The organism is Pseudomonas putida S13.1.2 (genome assembly GCF_000498395.2).
Classification (GTDB): Bacteria; Pseudomonadota; Gammaproteobacteria; order Pseudomonadales; family Pseudomonadaceae; genus Aquipseudomonas; species Aquipseudomonas putida_Q.
The window spans coordinates 774720-794626 of the sequence record NZ_CP010979.1 but is presented as its reverse complement, the minus strand read 5'-3'; the positions used below and the strand labels follow the sequence as shown (position 1 = coordinate 794626).

The following is a 19907-nucleotide window of genomic DNA, read 5'->3' as shown; positions in this document are numbered from 1 at the left end:
CCGTCACGGCTCGCGGTCGGGGAAGTTGCGGCAGCTCTTGCGTTCGGCCAGCTCCCGGTCACTGGGGCGCTGGTCGACGAACACGGTGCGGCCGTCGGCGTAGATTTCCAGGTAACCCCAGTGCAGGTCCTGTTCTTGCTGGCCAGGCTTTGGGGGGACTAACCACCAGGGTTCGCGGCTGATCAGGGTCATGGGTGTGATTCCTGAGGGGATCTGCACTAATCATAGACACCCTCGGGTTCTTCTTTGCCTGGACCGGCCCTTTCGCGGCTAAAGCCGCTCCCACAGGTACTGCACAGATTTTGAAGTCTGTGCGGTCCCTGTGGGAGCGGCTTTAGCCGCGAAGAGGCCGGTACAGGCTTATGCCGGTGCCGAAGTACGAATCAGGTGATCGAAGGCCGCCAGCGAAGCCTTGGCCCCTTCACCCACAGCAATCACGATCTGCTTGTACGGCACGGTAGTCACGTCACCGGCGGCAAACACACCCGGGATGCTGGTCTGGCCCTTGGCATCGACGATGATTTCGCCACGCGGCGACAGCTCGACGGTGCCCTTCAGCCAATCGGTGTTCGGCAGCAGGCCGATCTGCACGAAGATGCCTTCCAGCGCCACCTCGTGCTGCTGGTCGGTGGTGCGGTCCTTGTAGCGCAGGCCGCTCACTTTCTCACCATTGCCCAGCACCTCGGTGGTCAGCGCGCTGGTGATCACTTTCACGTTCGGCAGGCTGTGCAGCTTGCGTTGCAACACCGCATCGGCACGCAGCTGGCTGTCGAATTCGATCAGCGTCACCTGGGCAACGATACCGGCCAGGTCGATCGCCGCTTCCACGCCTGAGTTACCGCCGCCAATCACCGCCACGCGCTTGCCTTTGAACAGCGGGCCGTCACAGTGCGGGCAGTAGGCCACGCCACGGCCACGGTACTCCTGCTCGCCCGGCACGTTCATTTCGCGCCAGCGGGCACCGGTGGCCAGGATCACGGTCTTGGCCTTGAGCGAGGCACCGCCGGCCAGGCGTACTTCATGCAGGCCGCCATCGGTGGCCGGAATCAGCGCTTCGCCGCGCTGCAGGTTCATGATGTCCACGTCGTATTGCTTGACGTGTTCTTCCAGTGCCGTGGCCAGCTTCGGCCCTTCGGTTTCCTGCACCGAGATGAAGTTTTCGATGGCCAGGGTATCGAGCACCTGGCCGCCGAAACGCTCGGCGGCGACACCGGTGCGGATGCCTTTACGTGCGGCGTAGATGGCCGCTGCCGCGCCGGCTGGGCCACCGCCGACCACCAGTACATCGAAAGCGTCCTTGGCGTTGATCTTCTCGGCCTGGCGAGCGCCGGCATTGGTGTCGATCTTGCCAAGGATTTCTTCCAGGCCCATGCGGCCCTGGCCGAACACCTCGCCGTTCAGGTACACGCTTGGCACCGCCATGATCTTGCGCGATTCCACTTCGTCCTGGAACAGCGCACCGTCGATGGCCACATGGCGCACATTAGGGTTGAGCACTGCCATCAGGTTCAGCGCCTGGACCACGTCCGGGCAGTTCTGGCACGACAGTGAGAAGTAGGTTTCGAAGGTGAACTCGCCTTGCAGCGCCTGGATCTGTTCGATCACTTCGGCACTGGCTTTGGACGGGTGGCCGCCGACTTGCAGCAGCGCCAGCACCAGCGAGGTGAATTCGTGGCCCATGGGTATGCCGGCGAAGCGCAGGCTGATATCGCTACCCGGGCGGTTCAGCGAGAACGACGGGCGACGGGCATCGGTACCGTCCGCGCTGAAGGTAATGAGGTTCGACAAACCGGCAATTTCCACCAGCAGGTCGTGCAATTCGCGGGACTTCGCGCCGTCGTCGAGGGAGGCTACGATCTCGATCGGCTGGGTGACCCGCTCCAGGTAGGTTTTCAGTTGCGATTTAAGCGTGGCGTCCAACATACGGGCGATTCCTTTTTTCAAAACTCGGATACAAAAACGCCCAGGCGATGTCGCCCGGGCGTTTGACGGGGCGGTAACAACTTCAGCTTTGGCGGCTGAGTACCGCCCGCGACTGGCTCACAGTCTTAGATCTTGCCAACCAGGTCCAGGGACGGGGCGAGAGTCGCTTCGCCTTCTTTCCACTTGGCCGGGCACACTTCGCCCGGGTGGGCGGCCACGTACTGGGCAGCCTTCACTTTACGCAGCAGTTCGGCAGCATCGCGGCCTACACCACCGTCGTTCAGTTCGACGATCTTGATCTGGCCTTCCGGGTTGATCACGAAGGTACCGCGATCGGCCAGGCCGGCTTCTTCGATCAGCACGTCGAAGTTGCGCGAAATGACATGGGTCGGGTCACCGATCAGCGGGTATTGGATCTTGCCGATGGTGTCCGAAGTGTCGTGCCAGGCTTTGTGGGTGAAGTGGGTGTCGGTGGACACGCCGTAGATTTCTACACCCAGTTTCTGGAACTCGGCGTAGTTGTCGGCAAGGTCACCCAGCTCGGTCGGGCAGACGAAGGTGAAGTCAGCCGGGTAGAAGAACACGACAGACCACTTGCCTTTCAGGTCGGCTTCGCTGACCTGGACGAACTCGCCCTTGTGGTAGGCGGTGGCGTTGAACGGTTTGACTTGGCTGTTGATGATTGGCATGAGAGACGCTCCTTCATGGGGTTGGAATCAGTTGATGGATAGAATCCTAACTAATCATCCCGCTGAAGGCTCATTGGCAAAGCTCATGCTTGCGATTGGTTTTGGCTATAACCGGGGTTAATTAATAGAAGGGAATGGGCTGAGCAAAGGATTGCGCTGCATTCATTGGCCCCATCGCCGGCAAGCCAGCTCCCACAGGTACAGCGCAGGCCCATGGACTTGTGCAATACCTGTGGGAGCTGGCTTGCCGGCGATGAGGCCAGTGGCGTTAACGAGTGACTGTGCGCATGGTCACGAACTCTTCGGCCGCCGTCGGGTGCACGCCAATGGTTTCGTCGAACTGCTGCTTGGTCGCCCCGGCCTTCAGGGCAATGCCCAGGCCCTGGATGATCTCGCCGGCGTCAGGGCCAACCATGTGGCACCCCAGCACCTTGTCGGTCTCGGCATCGACCACCAATTTCATCAGGGTCTTTTCCTGAATGTCGGTCAGGGTCAGCTTCATGGCGCGGAAGCGGCTTTCGAACACCTGCACCTGGTGCCCGGCCTCCAGCGCCTGCTCCTCGGTCAGGCCGACAGTACCGATAGGCGGCTGGCTGAACACCGCCGTCGGGATGTTCTGGTAGTCCACCGGGCGGTACTGCTCCGGCTTGAACAGGCGCCGTGCCACGGCCATGCCTTCGGCAAGGGCCACCGGGGTAAGCTGCACACGGCCGATGACATCGCCAATGGCCAGGATCGAAGGCGCAGTCGTCTGATACTGCTCATCGACACGAATGTAACCACGCGCATCCAGCTCGACACCGGTGTTTTCCAGGCCCAGGTTGTCCAGCATCGGGCGCCGCCCTGTGGCGTAGAACACACAGTCTGCAACCAGCTCGCGGCCGTCCTTGAGGGTGGCCTTGAGGCTGCCATCTTCAAGTTTGTCGATACGCTGGATATCGGCATTGAACTGCAGGTCGAGGCCGCGCTTTTCCAGTTCTTCCTTCAGGTGTGTGCGCACCGAGCCATCGAAGCCGCGCAGGAACAGGTCGCCACGGTACAGCAGCGTGGTGTCGGCCCCCAGGCCCTGGAAGATGCCCGCGAACTCGACGGCAATGTAGCCACCGCCCACCACCAGCACCCGACGTGGCAGGTCTTTGAGGTAGAAGGCTTCGTTGGAGGTGATCGCCAGTTCCTTGCCCGGGATGTCCGGGATCTGCGGCCAGCCACCGGTAGCGATGAGGATGTGCTCGGCGGTGTAGCGTTGGCCTTCCACTTCCACTTCATTAGCGCCGGTCAGGCGTGCGTGGCCTTGCAGCAGGGTGACGCCGCTGTTGACCAGCAGGTTGCGGTAGATGCCGTTGAGGCGCTCGATCTCGCGGTTCTTGTTGGCAATCAGGGTGCCCCAGTCGAAATGCCCTTCTTCCAGGGACCAACCGTAACCTGCGGCCTGCTCCAGTTCATCCGCGACATGCGCGCCGTACACCAGCAGTTTTTTCGGCACGCAGCCGACGTTGACGCAGGTGCCACCCAGGTAGCGGCTTTCGGCCACTGCCACTTTTGCGCCGAAGCCCGCGGCAAAGCGTGCTGCGCGCACACCGCCGGACCCGGCACCAATCACGAACAGATCAAAATCGTAGGCCATGTATTCAGTCTCCTAGGCAGGCGCACAGCATAACGCCGTTGGCCACCGCAAACAAAAAAGCCACCCCGAAGGGTGGCTCTCGTACCAGCTGGGCTTATCAGTAAGCCTTGCCAGCCTTGTAGAAGTTCTCGAAGCAGAAGTTGGTCGCCTCGATGTAGCCTTCGGCACCACCGCAGTCGAAACGCTTGCCCTTGAACTTGTAGGCGATCACGTTTCCTTCGGCCGCTTGCTTCATCAGCGCGTCGGTGATCTGGATCTCGCCACCCTTGCCCGGCTCGGTCTGCTCGATCTTCTCGAAGATATCCGGGGTCAGGATGTAGCGGCCGATGATGGCCAGGTTCGACGGCGCATCTTCAGGCTTGGGCTTCTCGACCATCGAGTCCACACGGAAGATACCGTCACGGATCTCCTCGCCGGCAATGACGCCATATTTGTTGGTTTCCTGCGGGTCGACTTCCTGGATCGCGACGATCGAGCAGCGGTATTGCTTGAACAGCTTGACCATCTGCGCCAGCACACCGTCACCGTCCAGGTTGACGCACAGGTCGTCCGCCAGCACCACGGCAAACGGCTCGTCGCCAATCAGCGGGCGGCCGGTGAGAATCGCGTGGCCCAGGCCTTTCATTTCGGTCTGGCGGGTGTAGGAGAACGAGCACTCGTCGAGCAGGCGACGGATACCCACCAGGTATTTTTCCTTGTCGGTGCCCTTGATCTGGTTTTCTAGCTCGTAGCTGATGTCGAAGTGGTCTTCCAGGGCGCGCTTGCCGCGACCGGTCACGATGGAGATTTCGTTCAGACCGGCGTCCAATGCTTCTTCAACGCCATACTGGATCAGTGGCTTGTTGACCACCGGCAGCATTTCCTTGGGCATGGCTTTGGTAGCGGGCAGGAAGCGAGTGCCGTAGCCGGCCGCCGGGAACAAGCATTTTTTGATCATATACGTCCTTAACAAAGGCTAGGCCTGTGGAATTCGGCGCAGTCTAATCAGGCGGCACTTACCTTACAATGCCCCTGATAGCGACCGATGCCATCATAGAGATAACCCAGTGTAGATAGTTCCGGGGGATCGTAAATATTACCGTCATACATGACGGGCGGATGACAGCAAAATCAGGGTGCCTGGACCGGCCCTTTCGCGGGTAAACCCACTCCCACAGGTAGCGCAACAGGCTTGAGCTCTGCACAAATCTGTGGGAGCGGGTTCACCCGCGAACAGGCCGGCACAGGCGCTGCATCAGCTACCGGTGCCCTGCCCGATCAGCACCCCATCTACCTTCTGACCATACAGGTTCACGCCGTCATTGGCATGGAACTTCACCCGTGTCTTCTCGATGGAGCCCTCCACCAACCGCGGGTCCTGCGGCCGTTCATGGCGGTTGACCCACGCGGCAACGTCCCAGGCCTGCTGATCGCTGAGGCTGCCCGGCTTGCCCAGCGGCATGTTGTACTTGATGAACGAGGCCGCCGTGTTGATGCGGTGCATACCAGCGCCCCAGTTGTAGGAGTCCTTGCCCCACAGCGGCGGCATCACGTACTCACCGGCCACCTTCTGCCCTTCGCCGTTGTCGCCATGGCAAATCGCGCATTGCTCGCGGTACACCTGCTGGCCCCGCTTGAAGTCATAGCCGCCCTCGGGCTGCGGCACCTCGGGGTAACCACGGCCGGCAATCTCCACGCCCGTTGGCGCCTTGGTCGACAGCCAGTACGCATAGGTCGCCAGTGCCGTCATCTGCGGGCTGTCGGCGGCAGGTGGCTTGCCATTCATGCTGAACTGGAAACACCCCTGGATACGCTCTGCATAGGTATTCACCTTGTCGTTCTTCTTGCGGTACGCGGGGTACATCGGGTAGGCGCCCCACATCGGCGCCGAATGCGCCAGGCGCCCCTGGTCGAGGTGGCAGTTACTGCAGTTCATGCCGTTGCCCACGGCCTCGGGCATCAGCCGGCGCGTATCGACAAACAGGGCATGGCCCTCGCGCACCATCTTGCCAAAGGCATTGGCGGGCAACTCGCTTTCAGCGGGCGGTACAAACTGCGGCGCGGCCTGCATGCCGGGCACCTTCAGTTGCGACTGGTCTTCCATGGCGATCGGGGCGGCCTGGGCACTGCTCATGGCCAGCAACAACAAGGCTGGAATCATCGGCTTCATGGCGCGACCTCCTGGCTGGCGGAGCGCGCGAAGAACTCGGCCACAGCCTTGATCTCGTCATCGGTCATGGCCTTGGCCACACCGACCATCAGCTGGTTGGGGTCATTGCTGCGGCTGCCGTCGCGCCAGGCATTGAGCTGCGCCACCAGGTAACTGGCAGGCTGGCCGGCCAAAGGCGGGAAGTGTTCGCCAACCCCACCGCCGCCAGGCCCATGGCACTGCACACAGCCCGGAATCTGCCGACTCCAGTCGCCGTACAGGGCCATGCGGGTGGTAGGGTCATCGGCAATCTGCTGGCGCCACAGGTTGCCGGCGGGATCGGCCGGCAGGCTGGCGAGGTAGGCACTCACCGCCTTGATTTCATCCTCGGTCAGGGCTTTGGCCAACGGCTCCATCACAGGTTGCTTGCGGCTACCGCTGCGCCAATCGTGCAACTGCTTGCTGAGGTAACCGGCCGGCAGCCCGGCCAGACGAGGAAAGCCGGCAGCGGCAATGCCCTTGCCGTCCGGGCCATGGCACCCGAGGCAAGCCATGGCGGCGGGGTTGGCCCCACCCTGGGTGAAGACTTTCTGGCCATCGACGGCATGCGCCGTGGGCCAGGCCAGGATCAGCAGGCTGCCGATCAGGACGCGTCTGAACGGTGTCATCACGAATCTCCTTTTCTTTTGTTATATGTTTAGGCTTAAAACATATAAGCAAAGACAGGAAGATCGGTTGCCTCAGATCAATGTCCGGAGATGCATTGGGTGGCCGCCGTGCGCACATCGCCCAGGCGCAGGGGGAAGTTGTTCAGCCGCTCACGCAGCTTGATGCTGCTGCCGCTGCCACGCTTGTCGATGTCCACCAACGCCGCCGGGCCTACCCCAGAGCTGATCTTCTGCGGCACGATCAGGCGCAGGCCGTCGCCCCGCGGCTCTTCCACCAGCGGATCGCGCGTATCGGCCAGCTTCTGCTTGATGCAGTCGGCATATTCACGTGGGGTCTTGCCGGAAATCACATCCAGCGTTTCGTGCGATTGCTCCAGCTCCGAAACGCTGACACAACCGCCCAGCGCCACAGACAACACCGCCACCATCCACTTCATTTAGAGCACCTCAGCCTTCAAGAATCCTGTTCGACCGCAGCCAGGCAGTTTTGCTCCCTGCCTTGCCAGATTTATCGGGGCCTGGCCATCGAGCGCGCCAGTGTAACGACACATCGTGGTATCTTTTGCCTTTACAGATCCAAACCTTGCGGAGCATCACATGAAATTCGTACACCAGCGCGAGCACCTCAACGAGGACGACATTGTCGTTATCGAATGCTCCCAGCGCTGCAATATCCGCCTGATGAACGACGCCAATTTCCGCAGCTTCAAGAACGGCGGCCGTCACACCTACCATGGCGGCCAGTTCGTTGACTTCCCGGCCAAAATCACGGTACCCAGCACCGGTTTCTGGAACATCACCATCGACACCGTGACCACCCGTCCGATCTCGGTAACGCGCAAGCCCACCTTGAGCCACAAGATCAAGATCATCCGTCGCTCGTCGTCGAAACTCAGATAAGACTGCCATGACCCAGAACATCAAGTACGTCATCAAATACAAGCTCGACGGCCAGCGCCGCTGGGATTTCGCCGTCATGCCCGACGCGTCGCAGGAACAGGCACTCGATGCCCTGCGCAAGATCCACGGCGACGACGCCGACAAGATCAGCGACATTCAGGTGAGCAAGGCACTGTAAGGCTGCGCGCCAAGGAGAACTGCATGAGCAACTGGCCCGACCGTCGTATCCTCGATCTGTTGGGCATCGGGTTGCCCATTCTCCAGGCGCCCATGGCCGGTGCCAGCGGTTCGGCCATGGCCATCGCCGTGGCCAACGCCGGGGGGCTTGGCGCCCTGCCCTGCGCCATGCTCACAGGCGAACAAGTGCGTGGCGAGATCGCGGCCTTTCGAAACGCTTGCCCAGGCCGCCCGCTGAACCTGAACTTCTTCTGCCACCAGCCGCCAGCGCCCGATGCCGAGCGCGATGCACGCTGGAAGCAGGCCCTGAAGCCTTATTACAGCGAAACGGGTGCCGATTTCAGCGCCCCTACGCCAGTGTCCAACCGTGCGCCGTTCGACGAACAAAGCTGCCAGCTGATCGAGCAACTGCGCCCGGAGGTGGTGAGCTTCCACTTCGGCCTGCCCAGGGCTGACCTGCTGCAACGGGTGAAGGCCAGCGGTGCCAAGGTACTGTCCAGCGCCACTACGGTGGAAGAAGCCGTGTGGCTGGAACGCAATGACTGTGATGCGATCATCGCCATGGGGTATGAAGCCGGCGGCCATCGGGGCATGTTTCTCAGCGACGACATTACCAGCCAGATCGGCACCTTTGCCCTGGTGCCGCAGGTGGCGGACGCGGTCAGCGTGCCGGTGATTGCCGCAGGCGGTATCGGTGACCACCGCGGCCTGGTGGCGGCACTGGCCTTGGGCGCTTCGGCAGTGCAGATCGGCACGGCATACCTGTTCTGCCCCGAGGCCAAGGTTTCGCCGGCGCACCGCCAGGCGCTGGATAACGCATCCGCCAGCGACACGGCGTTGACCAACCTGTTTACCGGCCGACCGGCGCGTGGCATCAACAACCGCATCATGCGCGAGCTGGGGCCGATGAGCGACCTGGCACCGCGCTTTCCGCTGGCGGGTGGGGCATTGATGCCTTTGCGGGCGATCACCGATCCGCAGGGAAACAGTGACTTCAGCAACCTGTGGTCGGGGCAGGCCCTGCGGCTGGGTAAGCACATGCCTGCGGGGGAGCTGACCCGGGAGATTGCCGAAAAGGCACTGGCCTTGGTTAATCGTTAGGCATTTTCATATACAGGTTCGGCCTCTTCGCAGCACAAGGCTGCTCCTACACAGGTTGCGGCGCCTGTAGGAGCTGCCTTGTGCTGCGAAGAGGCCGAGCCTGCAAATGCATCACCCAGCCCCTTCCCGGCAAATGGCCTATCGCTATATAGTTCAGCACATAACGATAACCCCAAGGAGCTGTCTTCATGCGTATCCGCCCATTCCACTTGGCCGTCACTGCCCTGGCCACCCTGTTCGTCTTCAACACCGCCTGGGCCGACGAAGTCCAGGTCGCGGTCGCAGCCAACTTCACAGCCCCCATCCAGGCCATTGCCAAAGACTTCGAAAAAGACACCGGCCACAAACTGGTCGCGGCCTACGGTGCCACTGGCCAGTTCTACGCACAGATCAAGAACGGCGCACCGTTCGAAGTGTTCCTCGCCGCTGACGACAGCACCCCGAAAAAACTTGAAGAAGAAAAGGAAATCGTCCCTGGGTCGCGCTTCACCTACGCCATCGGCACCCTGGCCCTGTGGTCGGCAAAGGAAGGCTACGTAGATGCCAAGGGTGACGTACTGAAGAAAAACGAATACAAACACCTGTCCATCGCCAACCCGAAAGCGGCACCTTACGGCCTGGCCGCCACCCAGGTGCTGGACAAGCTGAAGCTCACCGAAGCCACCAAAGGCAAGATCGTCGAAGGCCAGAACATCACCCAGGCCTTCCAGTTCGTCTCCACCGGCAATGCCGAGCTGGGCTTCGTTGCCCTGTCGCAGATCTACAAGGACGGCAAGGTAACCAACGGCTCGGCCTGGATCGTACCGTCCAACCTGCACGACCCAATCCGCCAGGACGCGGTGATCCTCAACAAAGGCAAGGACAATGCGGCCGCCAAGGCGCTGGTCGAATACCTCAAAGGCCCGAAAGCCGCTGCGGTGATCAAGTCCTACGGCTATGAACTCTGATGCCACTGGACGCCAGTGACCTGGGTGCTATCTGGCTGACCATCAAACTGGCCAGCCTGACCACCCTGATCCTGCTGGTTATCGGCACACCCATCGCCTGGTGGCTGGCGCGTACGCGCTCATGGCTGCGCGGGCCGGTGGGCGCAGTGGTGGCACTGCCGCTGGTACTGCCACCGACGGTGATCGGCTTTTACCTGCTGATCGCCCTCGGCCCGCACGGCTGGCTGGGCCAGGCTACCCAGGCGTTGGGCCTGGGCAGCGTGGTGTTCAGCTTCACGGGCCTGGTGATCGGTTCGACGGTGTATTCCATGCCGTTTGTGGTGCAACCGCTGCAGAATGCCTTTGGCGCCATCGGCCAGCGCCCGCTGGAAGTCGCCGCTACCCTGCGCGCCAGCCCATGGGACACGTTCGTACATGTGGTGCTGCCGCTGGCCCGACCCGGCTTCCTCACTGCCAGCATCCTCGGCTTCGCCCATACCGTGGGTGAATTTGGCGTGGTGCTGATGATCGGTGGCAACATACCCGACAAGACCCGCGTGGTGTCGGTGCAAATCTTCGATCACGTCGAGGCCATGGAGTATACGCAGGCCCACTGGCTGGCCGGTGCCATGCTGGTGTTCTCTTTCCTGGTGCTGCTCCTGCTGTACGCCGGACGCCGCGGCAAAGCTGGCTGGAGCTGAAATGACCGCATCGATAGTGGCGCGCCTGAACCTGGCACGCGATGACTTTACCCTTGACGTTGACCTGCACCTGCCCGGGCGCGGCATCAGCGCGCTGTTCGGCCACTCGGGCTCCGGCAAGACCAGCTGCCTTCGCTGCCTGGCCGGCCTGGAACGGGCCGCCAGTGCGTACATCGAGGTAAACGGCGAAGTCTGGGAAGACACCGCCCGCAGCTACTTCCAGGCCCCGCACCTGCGCCCGGTGGGCTACGTGTTCCAGGAGGCCAGCCTGTTCCCGCACCTGTCTGTGCGCGGCAACCTGGAATTCGGCTGGCGCCGGGTAGCGGCTGGCGAACGCAAGGTCAGCCTCGACCAGGCTTGCAAGCTGTTGGGTATCGGCCATTTGCTGCAACGCCGCCCGGCGACCTTGTCGGGTGGCGAGGCGCAGCGGGTGGGCATTGCCCGTGCCCTGCTCAGCAGCCCGCGCCTGCTGCTGATGGACGAGCCGCTGGCGGCGCTGGACGGGCCGCGCAAGCGCGAAATCCTGCCCTACCTTGAGCGCCTGCACGACGAACTGGACATCCCGCTGGTGTATGTCAGCCACGCTCAGGATGAAGTGGCGCGGCTGGCCGACCACCTGGTGTTGCTTGAACAAGGTCAGGTGGTCGCCAGCGGCCCGATTGGCGAAACCCTGGCCCGCCTCGACCTGTCGCTGGCCCAGGGCGAGGATGCTGGCGTGGTATTCGAGGGCATGGTGGTTGGGCACGATCCGCACTACGACCTGCTCGACCTGCGCCTGCCCGGCGGCAGCGGGCCGTTGCTGCGCATCGCCCACCCTGCGCAGGTGATGGGCAGCACGCTGCGGGTCAAGGTGCAGGCCCGGGACGTAAGCCTGGCACTGGCGGCAGACAGCACGTCCAGCATCCTCAACCGCCTGCCGGTGCGAGTGCGCGAAAGCCGCCCGGCGGCCAACCCGGCGCATGTGCTGGTCAGCCTGGATGCCGGTGGCAATGCCCTGCTTGCGCGCATTACCCGCTTCTCGGCAGACCAGCTCGGCTTGCACCCAGGCCAGGTACTGTTCGCCCAGATCAAGTCGGTGGCCCTTTTGGGCTGAGCATCCTGCGCACAGGTGTTGTCCATTGATCAGTGACCCGATCGAGGCCAGCATCCCATGCTCGACTGCCCCCTGCCGCGCACCCTGCACTACGTTGACGACAGCCAGCCGGGCCTGACCCGGCGCCGCTGGCGCGACCGTTTCATCTACCTGGATACCGATGGCCAGCGGGTACGCGACAGCGAAACCCTCGCGCGCATCGCCGCCCTGGTAATCCCCCCGGCCTATACCGATGTGTGGATCTGCACCGACCCGCAGGGCCACTTGCAGGCAACCGGCCGTGATGCCCGTGGCCGCAAGCAGTACCGCTACCACGCGCAGTGGCGCGAACTGCGCGACCAGCACAAGTACGGACGCATGCTGGCCTTCGCCCAAGCGCTGCCAAAGCTGCGTGGGCAGCTGGAAGCCCATCTGGCGCGCCCAGGGCTGGACCGGGAAAAGGTAATGGCGCTGGTGGTGAGCCTGCTGGACCACACCCTGATCCGCATCGGCAACCAGCGCTACCTGCGCGATAACCAGTCGTACGGCCTGACCACCCTGCGCAACCGCCACGTACAAGTCAAAGGCAGCACCATCCGCTTCCAGTTTCGCGGCAAGCGCGGCGTCGAACACAACGTCACCCTCAACGACCGGCGCCTGGCCAGCCTGCTCAAACGCTGCATGGAGCTGCCTGGGCAGGCGCTGTTTCAGTATCTGGATGAAGACGGCCAGCGCCATAGCGTCGGTTCGGGCGAGGTGAACCAGTTTCTGCAGCAGCTGACCGGCGCGGACTTTACCGCCAAGGATTACCGCACCTGGGCCGGCAGCAGTTTGGCGCTGGATTTGCTGAAGCCACTGGCCTGGGAGCCGGAGAGTGAAGCCAAACGCCAGGTCGCGGCGATAGTCCGCCAGGTAGCAACGCGCCTGGGCAACACGCCGGCCGTATGCAGGCGCTGCTATATCCACCCGGCGGTGCTGGAGCACTATGCGCTGGGGCGCCTGGCCAGCTTGCCAAAAAACCGTGTGCGCAAAGGCCTGGACCCGGAAGAAGTGGCCTTGTTGCTGTTTCTTCAGGCACTTGAGGAACAGGATGGCCATTAAGCCTGTCTATTTAGTCCATGATGCGAAGAAATTTCCCATTAGCCGCCAAGCCCCCTATTCTTGCCATCGAGCACCTTGGCCGACAAACCGTTGACGGTTTGCTTCGGCCCCTGCAAGTGAAGACACGCAACAGAATTTGTCTGTCGGGGAATTCCTATCCGCCGAAAGCGTCTTTAATGAGAAGGAAGAGGGACAAGCTCCCGCCGCTGTGGCAACAAGCCCTGCGGACTTTTACATCACCAAGGAGAACTACATGCTGATACTCACCCGTAAGGTTGGCGAAAGCATCGTCATCAACGATGACATCAAAGTCACCATTCTGGGCGTCAAAGGGATGCAGGTGAGGATCGGTATCGATGCACCGAAAGATGTCCAGGTCCATCGCGAAGAGATCTTCAAGCGTATCCAGGCCGGCAGCCCGGCCCCGGAAAAACACGAAGACTCACACTGAGCCTACCCCCCCCAGGGTGCATGGATGCGCTCGATCGCCAGGCTCAGGTGCCCAGCAACTGACGCACCTTGGCAATCATCACGTCCATGTCGAAGGGCTTGTCGAATACTGCGGCGAACAGGGCCGGGCATCCTTGGCTGGCCTGCGCGCCGCTCATGAGAATGACCGGCAACTCGCTCAATGCCGGGTCTTCACGCATTGCACGTACCAGCTCCTCACCGTTTAGCATCGGCATCATGTAATCGGTGATCACCAGCTGAAAGCGCTTCTCCTTCAGCACCTCCAGCGCCTTGCTGCCGTTGCTGGCCTTTTCTACCAGATAACCCTCGTCCTCCAACGCAAAACCGAGGATATCGGCGATCAGGTACTCGTCATCAACGATCAGGATGGTGTTCATTGGCTCATCCGTCACCCGCTCCCCTGGGGCACGGGGGTACCCGAGAGCACACCGCAGGCGCCTTCGAATGCCCTGCGCAAGGTAATGCCCTGCGGCTGTATCAGCAGCTCGTGCAAGGCTGGGTCGTGGTGGCTGTCACGCACCTTGAGAATCGACATCATGCGCCGTAGTTGCGAGTCCAGCTCGACAAAGCGCATCAGCATCAGGTTGTCGACGATACTCGACAGGTCCGGGGCCGGTGCGCTGATCTCGGCACCGAAGATGTCGCGCATTTCCCAGGTCAGCATCACGCTGACATCACGCGCGCGCAGCTCGCCAGCGATGGCGCGGAAAAACGCATTGAGCCGTGTCGGGTCGATGGCCAGGCGACTGAACGCACCCAGGCTGTCGATCAGCACGCGCTTGCTGCCCCGCGCCGCAACCAGCTCGAGCAGCCGCGCGCCGACCTGGTCCAGCAGGCCCTCGGTGGTCGGCTGCCAGCACAGCTGCAAGCTACCGCCCTGTTCCATCGCAGCAAAATCGTAACCCAACGACGCAGCCTTGCTGCGCAGGCGTTCGGGCGTTTCGTAGAAGCCGAAATGCAACCCCGGCGCCTGCGGGGTGCTGGCCGCCAGGAAGGCCAGGCCCAGTGACGTCTTGCCAATACCCGAAGGCCCGATCAACAGGCTGACCGAACCCGTGGCCAGGCCACCGCCAAGCATCTCATCGAAGGTTGGCACCCCACTGCTGACACGCGCCAAGGTGCCGCTGCCCATCTGGCTGGGATGGCTGAACAATGCCTCCAGACGCGGGTAGACATGCATGCCGGCCTCGTCGATGAGGCATTCGTGGCGCCCCGACAATGCCGCACTGCCGCGGGTCTTGCGCAGCTGGATATGGCGCACGGCGCGGCTGCCCACCAGTTGCTCACCCAGCTCGATCACCCCATCGACCATGGTGTGCTCCGGGCTGCCCTCGTCCAGGCGCGCGCTGGTGAGCAGCAGCACGGTGCAGCCGGCAAAGGCCGCATGGCCCTGCAGCTCGGAGACAAACTTCTTGGTGTCCAGCGTGGTTTCGGCACGCACCCGGGCATTGAGCACACCGTCGACGATCAGCAGGCTGGCCTGCTGTCGGGTGATTTCCTGGCGCAGCAGCCGCACCACGGCATCCAGCCCTTCCTGCTCCAGGGTGTCGAAGGCACTGACAAACTGTATCTGATCGCCGACCAGGGTCGGGTCGAAAAAGTCCAGGGTCGCCAGGTACTGGAACAGCCGCTCATGCGACTCGCTCAGCAAAGTGGCCACCAGCACCCGGCCTCCCGCGCGCACGTGCCCGCAGGCCAGCTGATTGGCCAGGATGGTCTTGCCGGCACCCGGCGGGCCTTGAATGATGTAGGAGGCTCCGGCTACCAGCCCACCCTTGAGCAGCGCATCGAGCCCTTCGATACCTGTCACCAACCGCCTGAGTGCCTGCGCCATGATGCTTACCTGTCGAGTGGGCTGTTGGTCTTGTCCTGATACGTGGGCAAGTAAAGCTGCATGAAAGTTCCATGGCCGGGATCACTGTCGACGTGGATGGCGCCACCGCTCTGCCTGGCAAAACCATATACCTGGCTAAGGCCCAGGCCAGTGCCCTTGCCGAACGGCTTGGTAGTGAAGAATGGCTCGAAAATGCGCGGCAATACTTCTGGTGCAATCCCTTCGCCGTTGTCTTCCACCACAAAGCACACAAAGCTGCCGTGCAGCCCTTCCACCTCGCCCGCCAACTCAACCAACTCGACCGTCAGGCCTATCCGGCCCGACCCTGCGATGGCATCGCGGGCATTGAACAGCAGGTTCAGCAGCACCATCTGCAACTGCCCGGCGTCCACTTCGATCAACGGCAAGTCCGCTTGCAACTGTACCCGCAGCTCAATCGAGCTGGGCAGTGCGTGTTCCAACAGGCCGCGGGTAGCGGCTACAAGGTCTTGCGGTGCGACGCACGCCACATCGAGCTGACGGTGACGGGCAAAGCTGAGCAACTGCTGAGTCAGCTCGGTGCCCCGCTGCCCGGCGACGAGAATATGCTGCAGCATGCGCTGGATACGCGCCGGGTCCTGGCTGGCTAGCGCCAGGCGCGCGGAGCTCATGATGATGGTGAGCATGTTGTTGAAGTCATGCGCCAGCCCGCCGGTCAACTGGCCGAGGGCTTCCAGCTTCTGCGCCTGGAACAACTGGGCGCGCACTGCATCCAGTTGCATCGCCGACTCACGGCGGTCGGTGATGTCCCGCGTGACCTTGGCCAGGCCGATGATCTGGCCCTGGTCATCGCGGATCACGTCCAGCGCCGCCAGGGCCCAGAACTGTGTGCCATCCTTGCGCACGCGCCAGCCCTCATCCTGCGCCACACCCTGTTCCAGCGCCTGGCGCAGCAAGCGCTCAGGGCGGCCGTCGGCACAATCCTGGGGGGTGAAGAACAGCGAAAAATGCTGGCCGATCACTTCATCGGCGCGGTAGCCCTTGATCCGTTGCGCACCGGCATTCCACGACACCACATGGCCGGCCGGGTTGAGCATGTAGATGGCGTAATCCACCACCGACTGAACCAGCTGTTCATAGCGGTGCGCAGGCATGACGGGGTGGTCGAGGCAGTCAGCTGAAACCATGAAGACTCCACTGGTACAGCAGGAGGGATGCTATGAGCTTAACCGAGGGTGCCCGGCAGCGGCTAGCGATGCGGCTATTACCCAATGTTCGACCCTTCATTCTGTTGATCATAGGTGCTGCAGTTGACTCAACTATAACAATGGGTTATAAAGCGCGCTTGATTGCAAAGCCCTTCTGCTTAGAAGCGAGCTGGTCGCTGCGACCCCTTCAAGCGTGCGAGTGTGGTGGAATTGGTATACACAGCAGACTTAAAATCTGTCGGCGTGAGCCTTGCGGGTTCGAGTCCCGCCACTCGCACCAAACTTCCTCGAAAAGGCGCCCTTGCGGCGCCTTTTTGCTGCCTGCCAGCAATCCTTGGCGCAACTGCTAAAGTGGAGCTTGTCCCCGTCCACTGGAACGCCACCATGCGCTACTCCCTGTTCGATGGCCAACGCGACATCATTATCTTGATTGCCCGCGTGCTACTGATGATCCTGTTCGTCTTGTCTGGCTGGGCCAAGCTCACCGGCTTTGATGGCACGGTTGGCTACATGACGTCGTTGGGCGCCCCTGCCCCCATGCTGGCGGCTGCAATTGCCGTAATCATGGAGTTTGTCGTCGCCATCCTGCTAATCCTGGGCTTCTACACCCGTCCGCTGGCGTTTCTGTTTGCACTGTTCGTGCTGGGCACGGCGCTGCTGGGCCACCCGTTCTGGAACATGGTCGACCCCGAACGCAGCGCCAACATGACCCAGTTTCTGAAAAATATAAGCATCATGGGTGGCCTTCTGTTGCTGGCCGTGAGCGGCCCAGGGCGTTTTTCGGTGGACGGGCGCTGAGTCAGTCGTCTTCGCAGTCATCGAACCAGGCTGGGTGATCACGCTCCTCGTCATCGAGGTCATCCAGCGTTTCCTCGTCTTCTTCCACTTCATCCTCGGCGCCTTGGGCATCCGCCTCGGGCTCCATGCCGTCGTATAGAAATTCATGGTCAAGCAGGTGATCGTGCTCGGGTTCGTGCAGGTCGTCTTCGTCGTGCATGCTGGCTCCTGGGGTGATGGCAGGCCTGTATAGGCTGAACAGGCTCCCAGGTCAATGCGTTCGCTTAATCCTGGGTTAACCGGCCGCATGCAGCCTGCAGGCTCTCCCTTCAAACGTCTTTTGCCCGCCTTTCATGGCGGGCTTTTTTTTGGTCCAGGGACCATGACAGCCTCATGACCTGAGCTTCACGAAATACTGACAACCGGATCGGCACACTGCCCCTGCTCCGTACGTTCTTGAAGCCCGCCGCACACTTGCCGCGGGCTTTTCTTTTTATGACGTGTTCTGCAAGAGCGGTGCGTGCCTTGCTAACGCTTTGAAGCATGACCTGTAGCAGTTTTGCCCGACCAGCCAAGGGCTATGCTAACCCAGCGATAACCCAAGCTCACTCGGATAGACACGGAGGCTCTTATGAAAGCTGCTGTTGTTGCACCAGGCCGTCGCGTGGCCATAGTAGAGAAACCCCTACGGCCCCTCGAACACGGCGAAGCGCTGCTGAAGATGCAATGCTGCGGCGTCTGCCACACCGACCTGCACGTGAAGAATGGCGACTTCGGTGACAAGACCGGCGTGGTGCTGGGCCACGAAGGCATCGGCGTGGTCCAGGCAGTCGGGCCGGGCGTTACCTCGCTCAAGCCGGGCGACCGTGCCAGTGTTGCCTGGTTCTACCAGGGTTGCGGGCATTGCGAGTACTGCAACAGCGGTAACGAAACCCTGTGCCGCGAAGTGAAGAACTCCGGGTACACCGTAGATGGCGGCATGGCCGAGGCCTGCATCGTCAATGCCGACTACTCGGTCAAAGTACCTGACGGCCTCGATTCCGCTGCCGCCAGCAGCATTACCTGCGCCGGCGTCACCACCTACAAGGCGGTGAAAATCTCCAATATCCGCCCCGGCCAGTGGATCGCTATCTACGGCCTCGGCGGCTTGGGCAACCTGGCCCTGCAATATGCCAAGAACGTCTTCAACGCCAAAGTGATCGCCATCGACGTCAACGAAGAGCAACTGCGCTTCGCCAGCGAGATGGGCGCAGATTTGCTCGTCAACCCGCTCAACGAAGACGCTGCGAAGGTTATCCAGGCCAAGACCGGTGGCGCCCACGCTGCCGTGGTGACGGCCGTCGCCAAAGGCGCGTTCAACTCGGCCGTCGATGCCCTGCGCGCTGGCGGGCGACTGGTTGCCGTCGGGCTTCCGTCGGAGTCCATGGACCTGAATATTCCCCGCCTGGTGCTGGATGGGATCGAAGTGGTGGGCTCGCTGGTAGGCACACGCCAGGACCTGCAGGAAGCCTTCCAGTTTGCGGCTGAAGGCAAAGTCGTGCCCAAGGTGACCCTGCGACCGATCGAAGATATCAACCAGATCTTTGACGAGATGCTGGAAGGCAAGATCAAAGGCCGCATGGTGATCCAGTTCGAAGGCTGATAGCCTGAAAGCAGATCATTTCGCACGACCACAAAGCCCGTAGGTGATCCTCTACGGGCTTTGTGCTTTCTCAACAGTCAAGGAACAGACCATGAGCGTCGACTGGCACGCTGGGCCGATTACCAGAGCCACCCCGCTGGACAAGCATTACCGCAACACGCACAAGGTTCGTCAGTTTCTGCTCAGTGAGTGCGGGGAAGCATTCAAGTTCGACCGTGCATTTATGGCATGGATCAAAAGTGGCACGCCATCCACGATGGGCGAGGTTGCGGACGAATGGCTGCGTATGCAACGGTGACCACCAGCTTCGGGCATCGGTAGCCCGGCTTGCCCAGCCCTGCCATCGGGCTTGGCGGCCGCTTCTTTCAGTATCTTGTCCAACGATTCAACCATGCTGGAATAGTCCATTCCTTGACTCCGTCGTTGGTGAGTTTCACGTACGTTAAACGATAGCGGGCAAACGTTTCAGAATTGCTTGCGCATATGACAAGCTACCAAAGCTCGCCCTCTCTGATGACCCACCATCACGGCTTCAGGTTCAAAGAAAAACGTCAAACCTGGGTCGCCAGGCGCAGCACGTTCGGCTGATGGCAAAGGTTCTCAGTACCCACCACGAAATACCTCGCAGTTTCTTATCAGTAGCGGTTCAATTGCGGGTAATCACCGGTGCCCGAGGGATGCACATGACAATACGCAGCCTGGCCAAGAATCTCCCGCCTGACCCAGGCAATACCGGCTGGGTGCTCGGATGGGGCGTGCTTCGTGACCGCCACCCATGGCATTTTGTCGACGTTTATGCGGACCAGAATACAGCCAAGGTTGAAGCAGAGCGCCTTGGAGCTGGTTACGTCGTCGAGTATGGGTCGCACCGGCTTGGGTCGGATGAATTTATCTGCGGGGTGAGCCTGCCTGAGGGCTAGCGCGTGCCCGTGCAGGGTGAGGACCATGAAGCCCTGGGGAGGACCTGCGTCCTTGGCTTCATCAAT

At 61.6% G+C, this 19907-nt stretch carries 24 protein-coding genes and 1 tRNA gene; 13 read left to right on the top strand and 12 right to left on the bottom strand.

The annotated features are described in order from the left end of the window. Window positions 1-3 precede the first annotated feature (3 nt). The 8 genes from N805_RS03405 to N805_RS03370 form a co-directional block, all read right to left on the bottom strand. The gene (locus tag N805_RS03405) at window positions 4-192 is read right to left on the bottom strand and encodes a hypothetical protein (protein WP_016498965.1); all 189 of its coding nucleotides are present in this window, start codon (window positions 190-192) and stop codon (window positions 4-6) included. Between the two features lie 168 nt (window positions 193-360). Further along, window positions 361-1923, bottom strand: coding sequence for an alkyl hydroperoxide reductase subunit F (ahpF, locus tag N805_RS03400; protein WP_019470660.1), 1563 nt, complete (start codon window positions 1921-1923; stop codon window positions 361-363). Between the two features lie 125 nt (window positions 1924-2048). After that, the gene (ahpC, locus tag N805_RS03395; protein WP_004375926.1) at window positions 2049-2612 is read right to left on the bottom strand and encodes an alkyl hydroperoxide reductase subunit C; all 564 of its coding nucleotides are present in this window, start codon (window positions 2610-2612) and stop codon (window positions 2049-2051) included. Between the two features lie 268 nt (window positions 2613-2880). Then, complete coding sequence (gene gorA, locus N805_RS03390; protein WP_019470661.1) at window positions 2881-4236, bottom strand: glutathione-disulfide reductase; 1356 nt, start codon at window positions 4234-4236, stop codon at window positions 2881-2883. Between the two features lie 97 nt (window positions 4237-4333). Then, window positions 4334-5173 carry a UTP--glucose-1-phosphate uridylyltransferase GalU gene (galU, locus tag N805_RS03385; protein ID WP_016487927.1) on the bottom strand — a complete coding sequence of 280 codons (840 nt, stop codon included), beginning with the start codon at window positions 5171-5173 and terminating at the stop codon, window positions 4334-4336. 297 nt (window positions 5174-5470) lie between these two features. Continuing rightward, on the bottom strand, window positions 5471-6385 hold the full coding sequence (locus N805_RS03380) for a c-type cytochrome (RefSeq protein ID WP_019470662.1): 915 nt from the start codon (window positions 6383-6385) through the stop codon (window positions 5471-5473). Continuing rightward, the gene (locus tag N805_RS03375; protein WP_019470663.1) at window positions 6382-7032 is read right to left on the bottom strand and encodes a c-type cytochrome; all 651 of its coding nucleotides are present in this window, start codon (window positions 7030-7032) and stop codon (window positions 6382-6384) included. Before N805_RS03375 ends, N805_RS03380 begins: the two co-directional genes overlap by 4 nt. 77 nt (window positions 7033-7109) lie before the next feature. Next, window positions 7110-7469: a hypothetical protein gene (locus N805_RS03370; RefSeq protein WP_019470664.1), complete on the bottom strand. Its 360-nt coding sequence runs from the start codon at window positions 7467-7469 to the stop codon at window positions 7110-7112. A gap of 160 nt (window positions 7470-7629) precedes the next feature. Between N805_RS03370 and N805_RS03365 the strand changes: the two genes are divergently transcribed. The 8 genes from N805_RS03365 to csrA all read left to right on the top strand — a co-directional run bounded on the left by N805_RS03365 (window position 7630) and on the right by csrA (window position 13461). Beyond that, window positions 7630-7932, top strand: a complete 303-nt coding sequence (locus tag N805_RS03365) for a DUF1883 domain-containing protein (RefSeq protein WP_016487931.1) — start codon at window positions 7630-7632, stop codon at window positions 7930-7932. Between the two features lie 7 nt (window positions 7933-7939). Next, window positions 7940-8110 (top strand): hypothetical protein, encoded by a 171-nt coding sequence (locus tag N805_RS30680; RefSeq protein WP_016498959.1) that lies wholly within the window; start codon window positions 7940-7942, stop codon window positions 8108-8110. Between the two features lie 23 nt (window positions 8111-8133). Beyond that, the gene (locus N805_RS03360; protein WP_019470665.1) at window positions 8134-9210 is read left to right on the top strand and encodes an NAD(P)H-dependent flavin oxidoreductase; all 1077 of its coding nucleotides are present in this window, start codon (window positions 8134-8136) and stop codon (window positions 9208-9210) included. Window positions 9211-9398: 188 nt separating this feature from the next. Further along, entirely contained in the window at window positions 9399-10157 is a 759-nt protein-coding gene (modA, locus tag N805_RS03355; protein ID WP_019470666.1) for a molybdate ABC transporter substrate-binding protein, read from the top strand. Then, a complete protein-coding gene (gene modB, locus N805_RS03350; RefSeq protein WP_019470667.1) occupies window positions 10157-10837 on the top strand; it encodes a molybdate ABC transporter permease subunit in 681 nt (226 codons plus the stop codon). Before modA ends, modB begins: the two co-directional genes overlap by 1 nt. Window position 10838: 1 nt before the next feature. After that, window positions 10839-11930, top strand: a complete 1092-nt coding sequence (gene modC / locus N805_RS03345) for a molybdenum ABC transporter ATP-binding protein (protein WP_019470668.1) — start codon at window positions 10839-10841, stop codon at window positions 11928-11930. A gap of 57 nt (window positions 11931-11987) precedes the next feature. Beyond that, a complete protein-coding gene (locus N805_RS03340) occupies window positions 11988-13010 on the top strand; it encodes a DNA topoisomerase IB (RefSeq protein WP_019470669.1) in 1023 nt (340 codons plus the stop codon). A 253-nt stretch (window positions 13011-13263) separates the two neighbouring features. Continuing rightward, window positions 13264-13461 carry a carbon storage regulator CsrA gene (csrA, locus tag N805_RS03335; RefSeq protein ID WP_012051904.1) on the top strand — a complete coding sequence of 66 codons (198 nt, stop codon included), beginning with the start codon at window positions 13264-13266 and terminating at the stop codon, window positions 13459-13461. Between the two features lie 43 nt (window positions 13462-13504). Here the strand turns inward: csrA and N805_RS03330 are convergent, their stop codons facing one another. The 3 genes from N805_RS03330 to N805_RS03320 are packed head-to-tail and all read right to left on the bottom strand — an operon-like array spanning window position 13505 to window position 16481. Continuing rightward, complete coding sequence (locus N805_RS03330; protein ID WP_019470670.1) at window positions 13505-13858, bottom strand: response regulator; 354 nt, start codon at window positions 13856-13858, stop codon at window positions 13505-13507. An 11-nt stretch (window positions 13859-13869) separates the two neighbouring features. Beyond that, window positions 13870-15315: an ATPase domain-containing protein gene (locus N805_RS03325; protein ID WP_019470671.1), complete on the bottom strand. Its 1446-nt coding sequence runs from the start codon at window positions 15313-15315 to the stop codon at window positions 13870-13872. A gap of 5 nt (window positions 15316-15320) precedes the next feature. Further along, window positions 15321-16481, bottom strand: coding sequence for a two-component system sensor histidine kinase NtrB (locus N805_RS03320; RefSeq protein WP_019470672.1), 1161 nt, complete (start codon window positions 16479-16481; stop codon window positions 15321-15323). 216 nt (window positions 16482-16697) lie between these two features. Here N805_RS03320 and N805_RS03315 point away from each other — a divergent pair. Then, window positions 16698-16782: transfer RNA gene (locus N805_RS03315), tRNA-Leu, on the top strand. A gap of 104 nt (window positions 16783-16886) precedes the next feature. Beyond that, the gene (locus N805_RS03310; RefSeq protein WP_019470673.1) at window positions 16887-17300 is read left to right on the top strand and encodes a DoxX family protein; all 414 of its coding nucleotides are present in this window, start codon (window positions 16887-16889) and stop codon (window positions 17298-17300) included. Between the two features lies 1 nt (window position 17301). On the opposite strand, the gene N805_RS03305 is transcribed toward N805_RS03310, so the two are convergent. Continuing rightward, window positions 17302-17499, bottom strand: coding sequence for a hypothetical protein (locus N805_RS03305; protein ID WP_019470674.1), 198 nt, complete (start codon window positions 17497-17499; stop codon window positions 17302-17304). A 411-nt stretch (window positions 17500-17910) separates the two neighbouring features. Here N805_RS03305 and adhP point away from each other — a divergent pair, with 411 nt between their 5' ends. The 3 genes from adhP (at window position 17911) to N805_RS30885 (ending at window position 19841) form a co-directional block, all read left to right on the top strand. Continuing rightward, entirely contained in the window at window positions 17911-18921 is a 1011-nt protein-coding gene (adhP, locus tag N805_RS03300; protein WP_019470675.1) for an alcohol dehydrogenase AdhP, read from the top strand. 91 nt (window positions 18922-19012) lie between these two features. Beyond that, window positions 19013-19219: a DUF6434 domain-containing protein gene (locus N805_RS03295; RefSeq protein WP_019470676.1), complete on the top strand. Its 207-nt coding sequence runs from the start codon at window positions 19013-19015 to the stop codon at window positions 19217-19219. 385 nt (window positions 19220-19604) lie between these two features. Next, window positions 19605-19841 carry a hypothetical protein gene (locus N805_RS30885; protein ID WP_080956853.1) on the top strand — a complete coding sequence of 79 codons (237 nt, stop codon included), beginning with the start codon at window positions 19605-19607 and terminating at the stop codon, window positions 19839-19841. Window positions 19842-19907 lie beyond the last annotated feature (66 nt).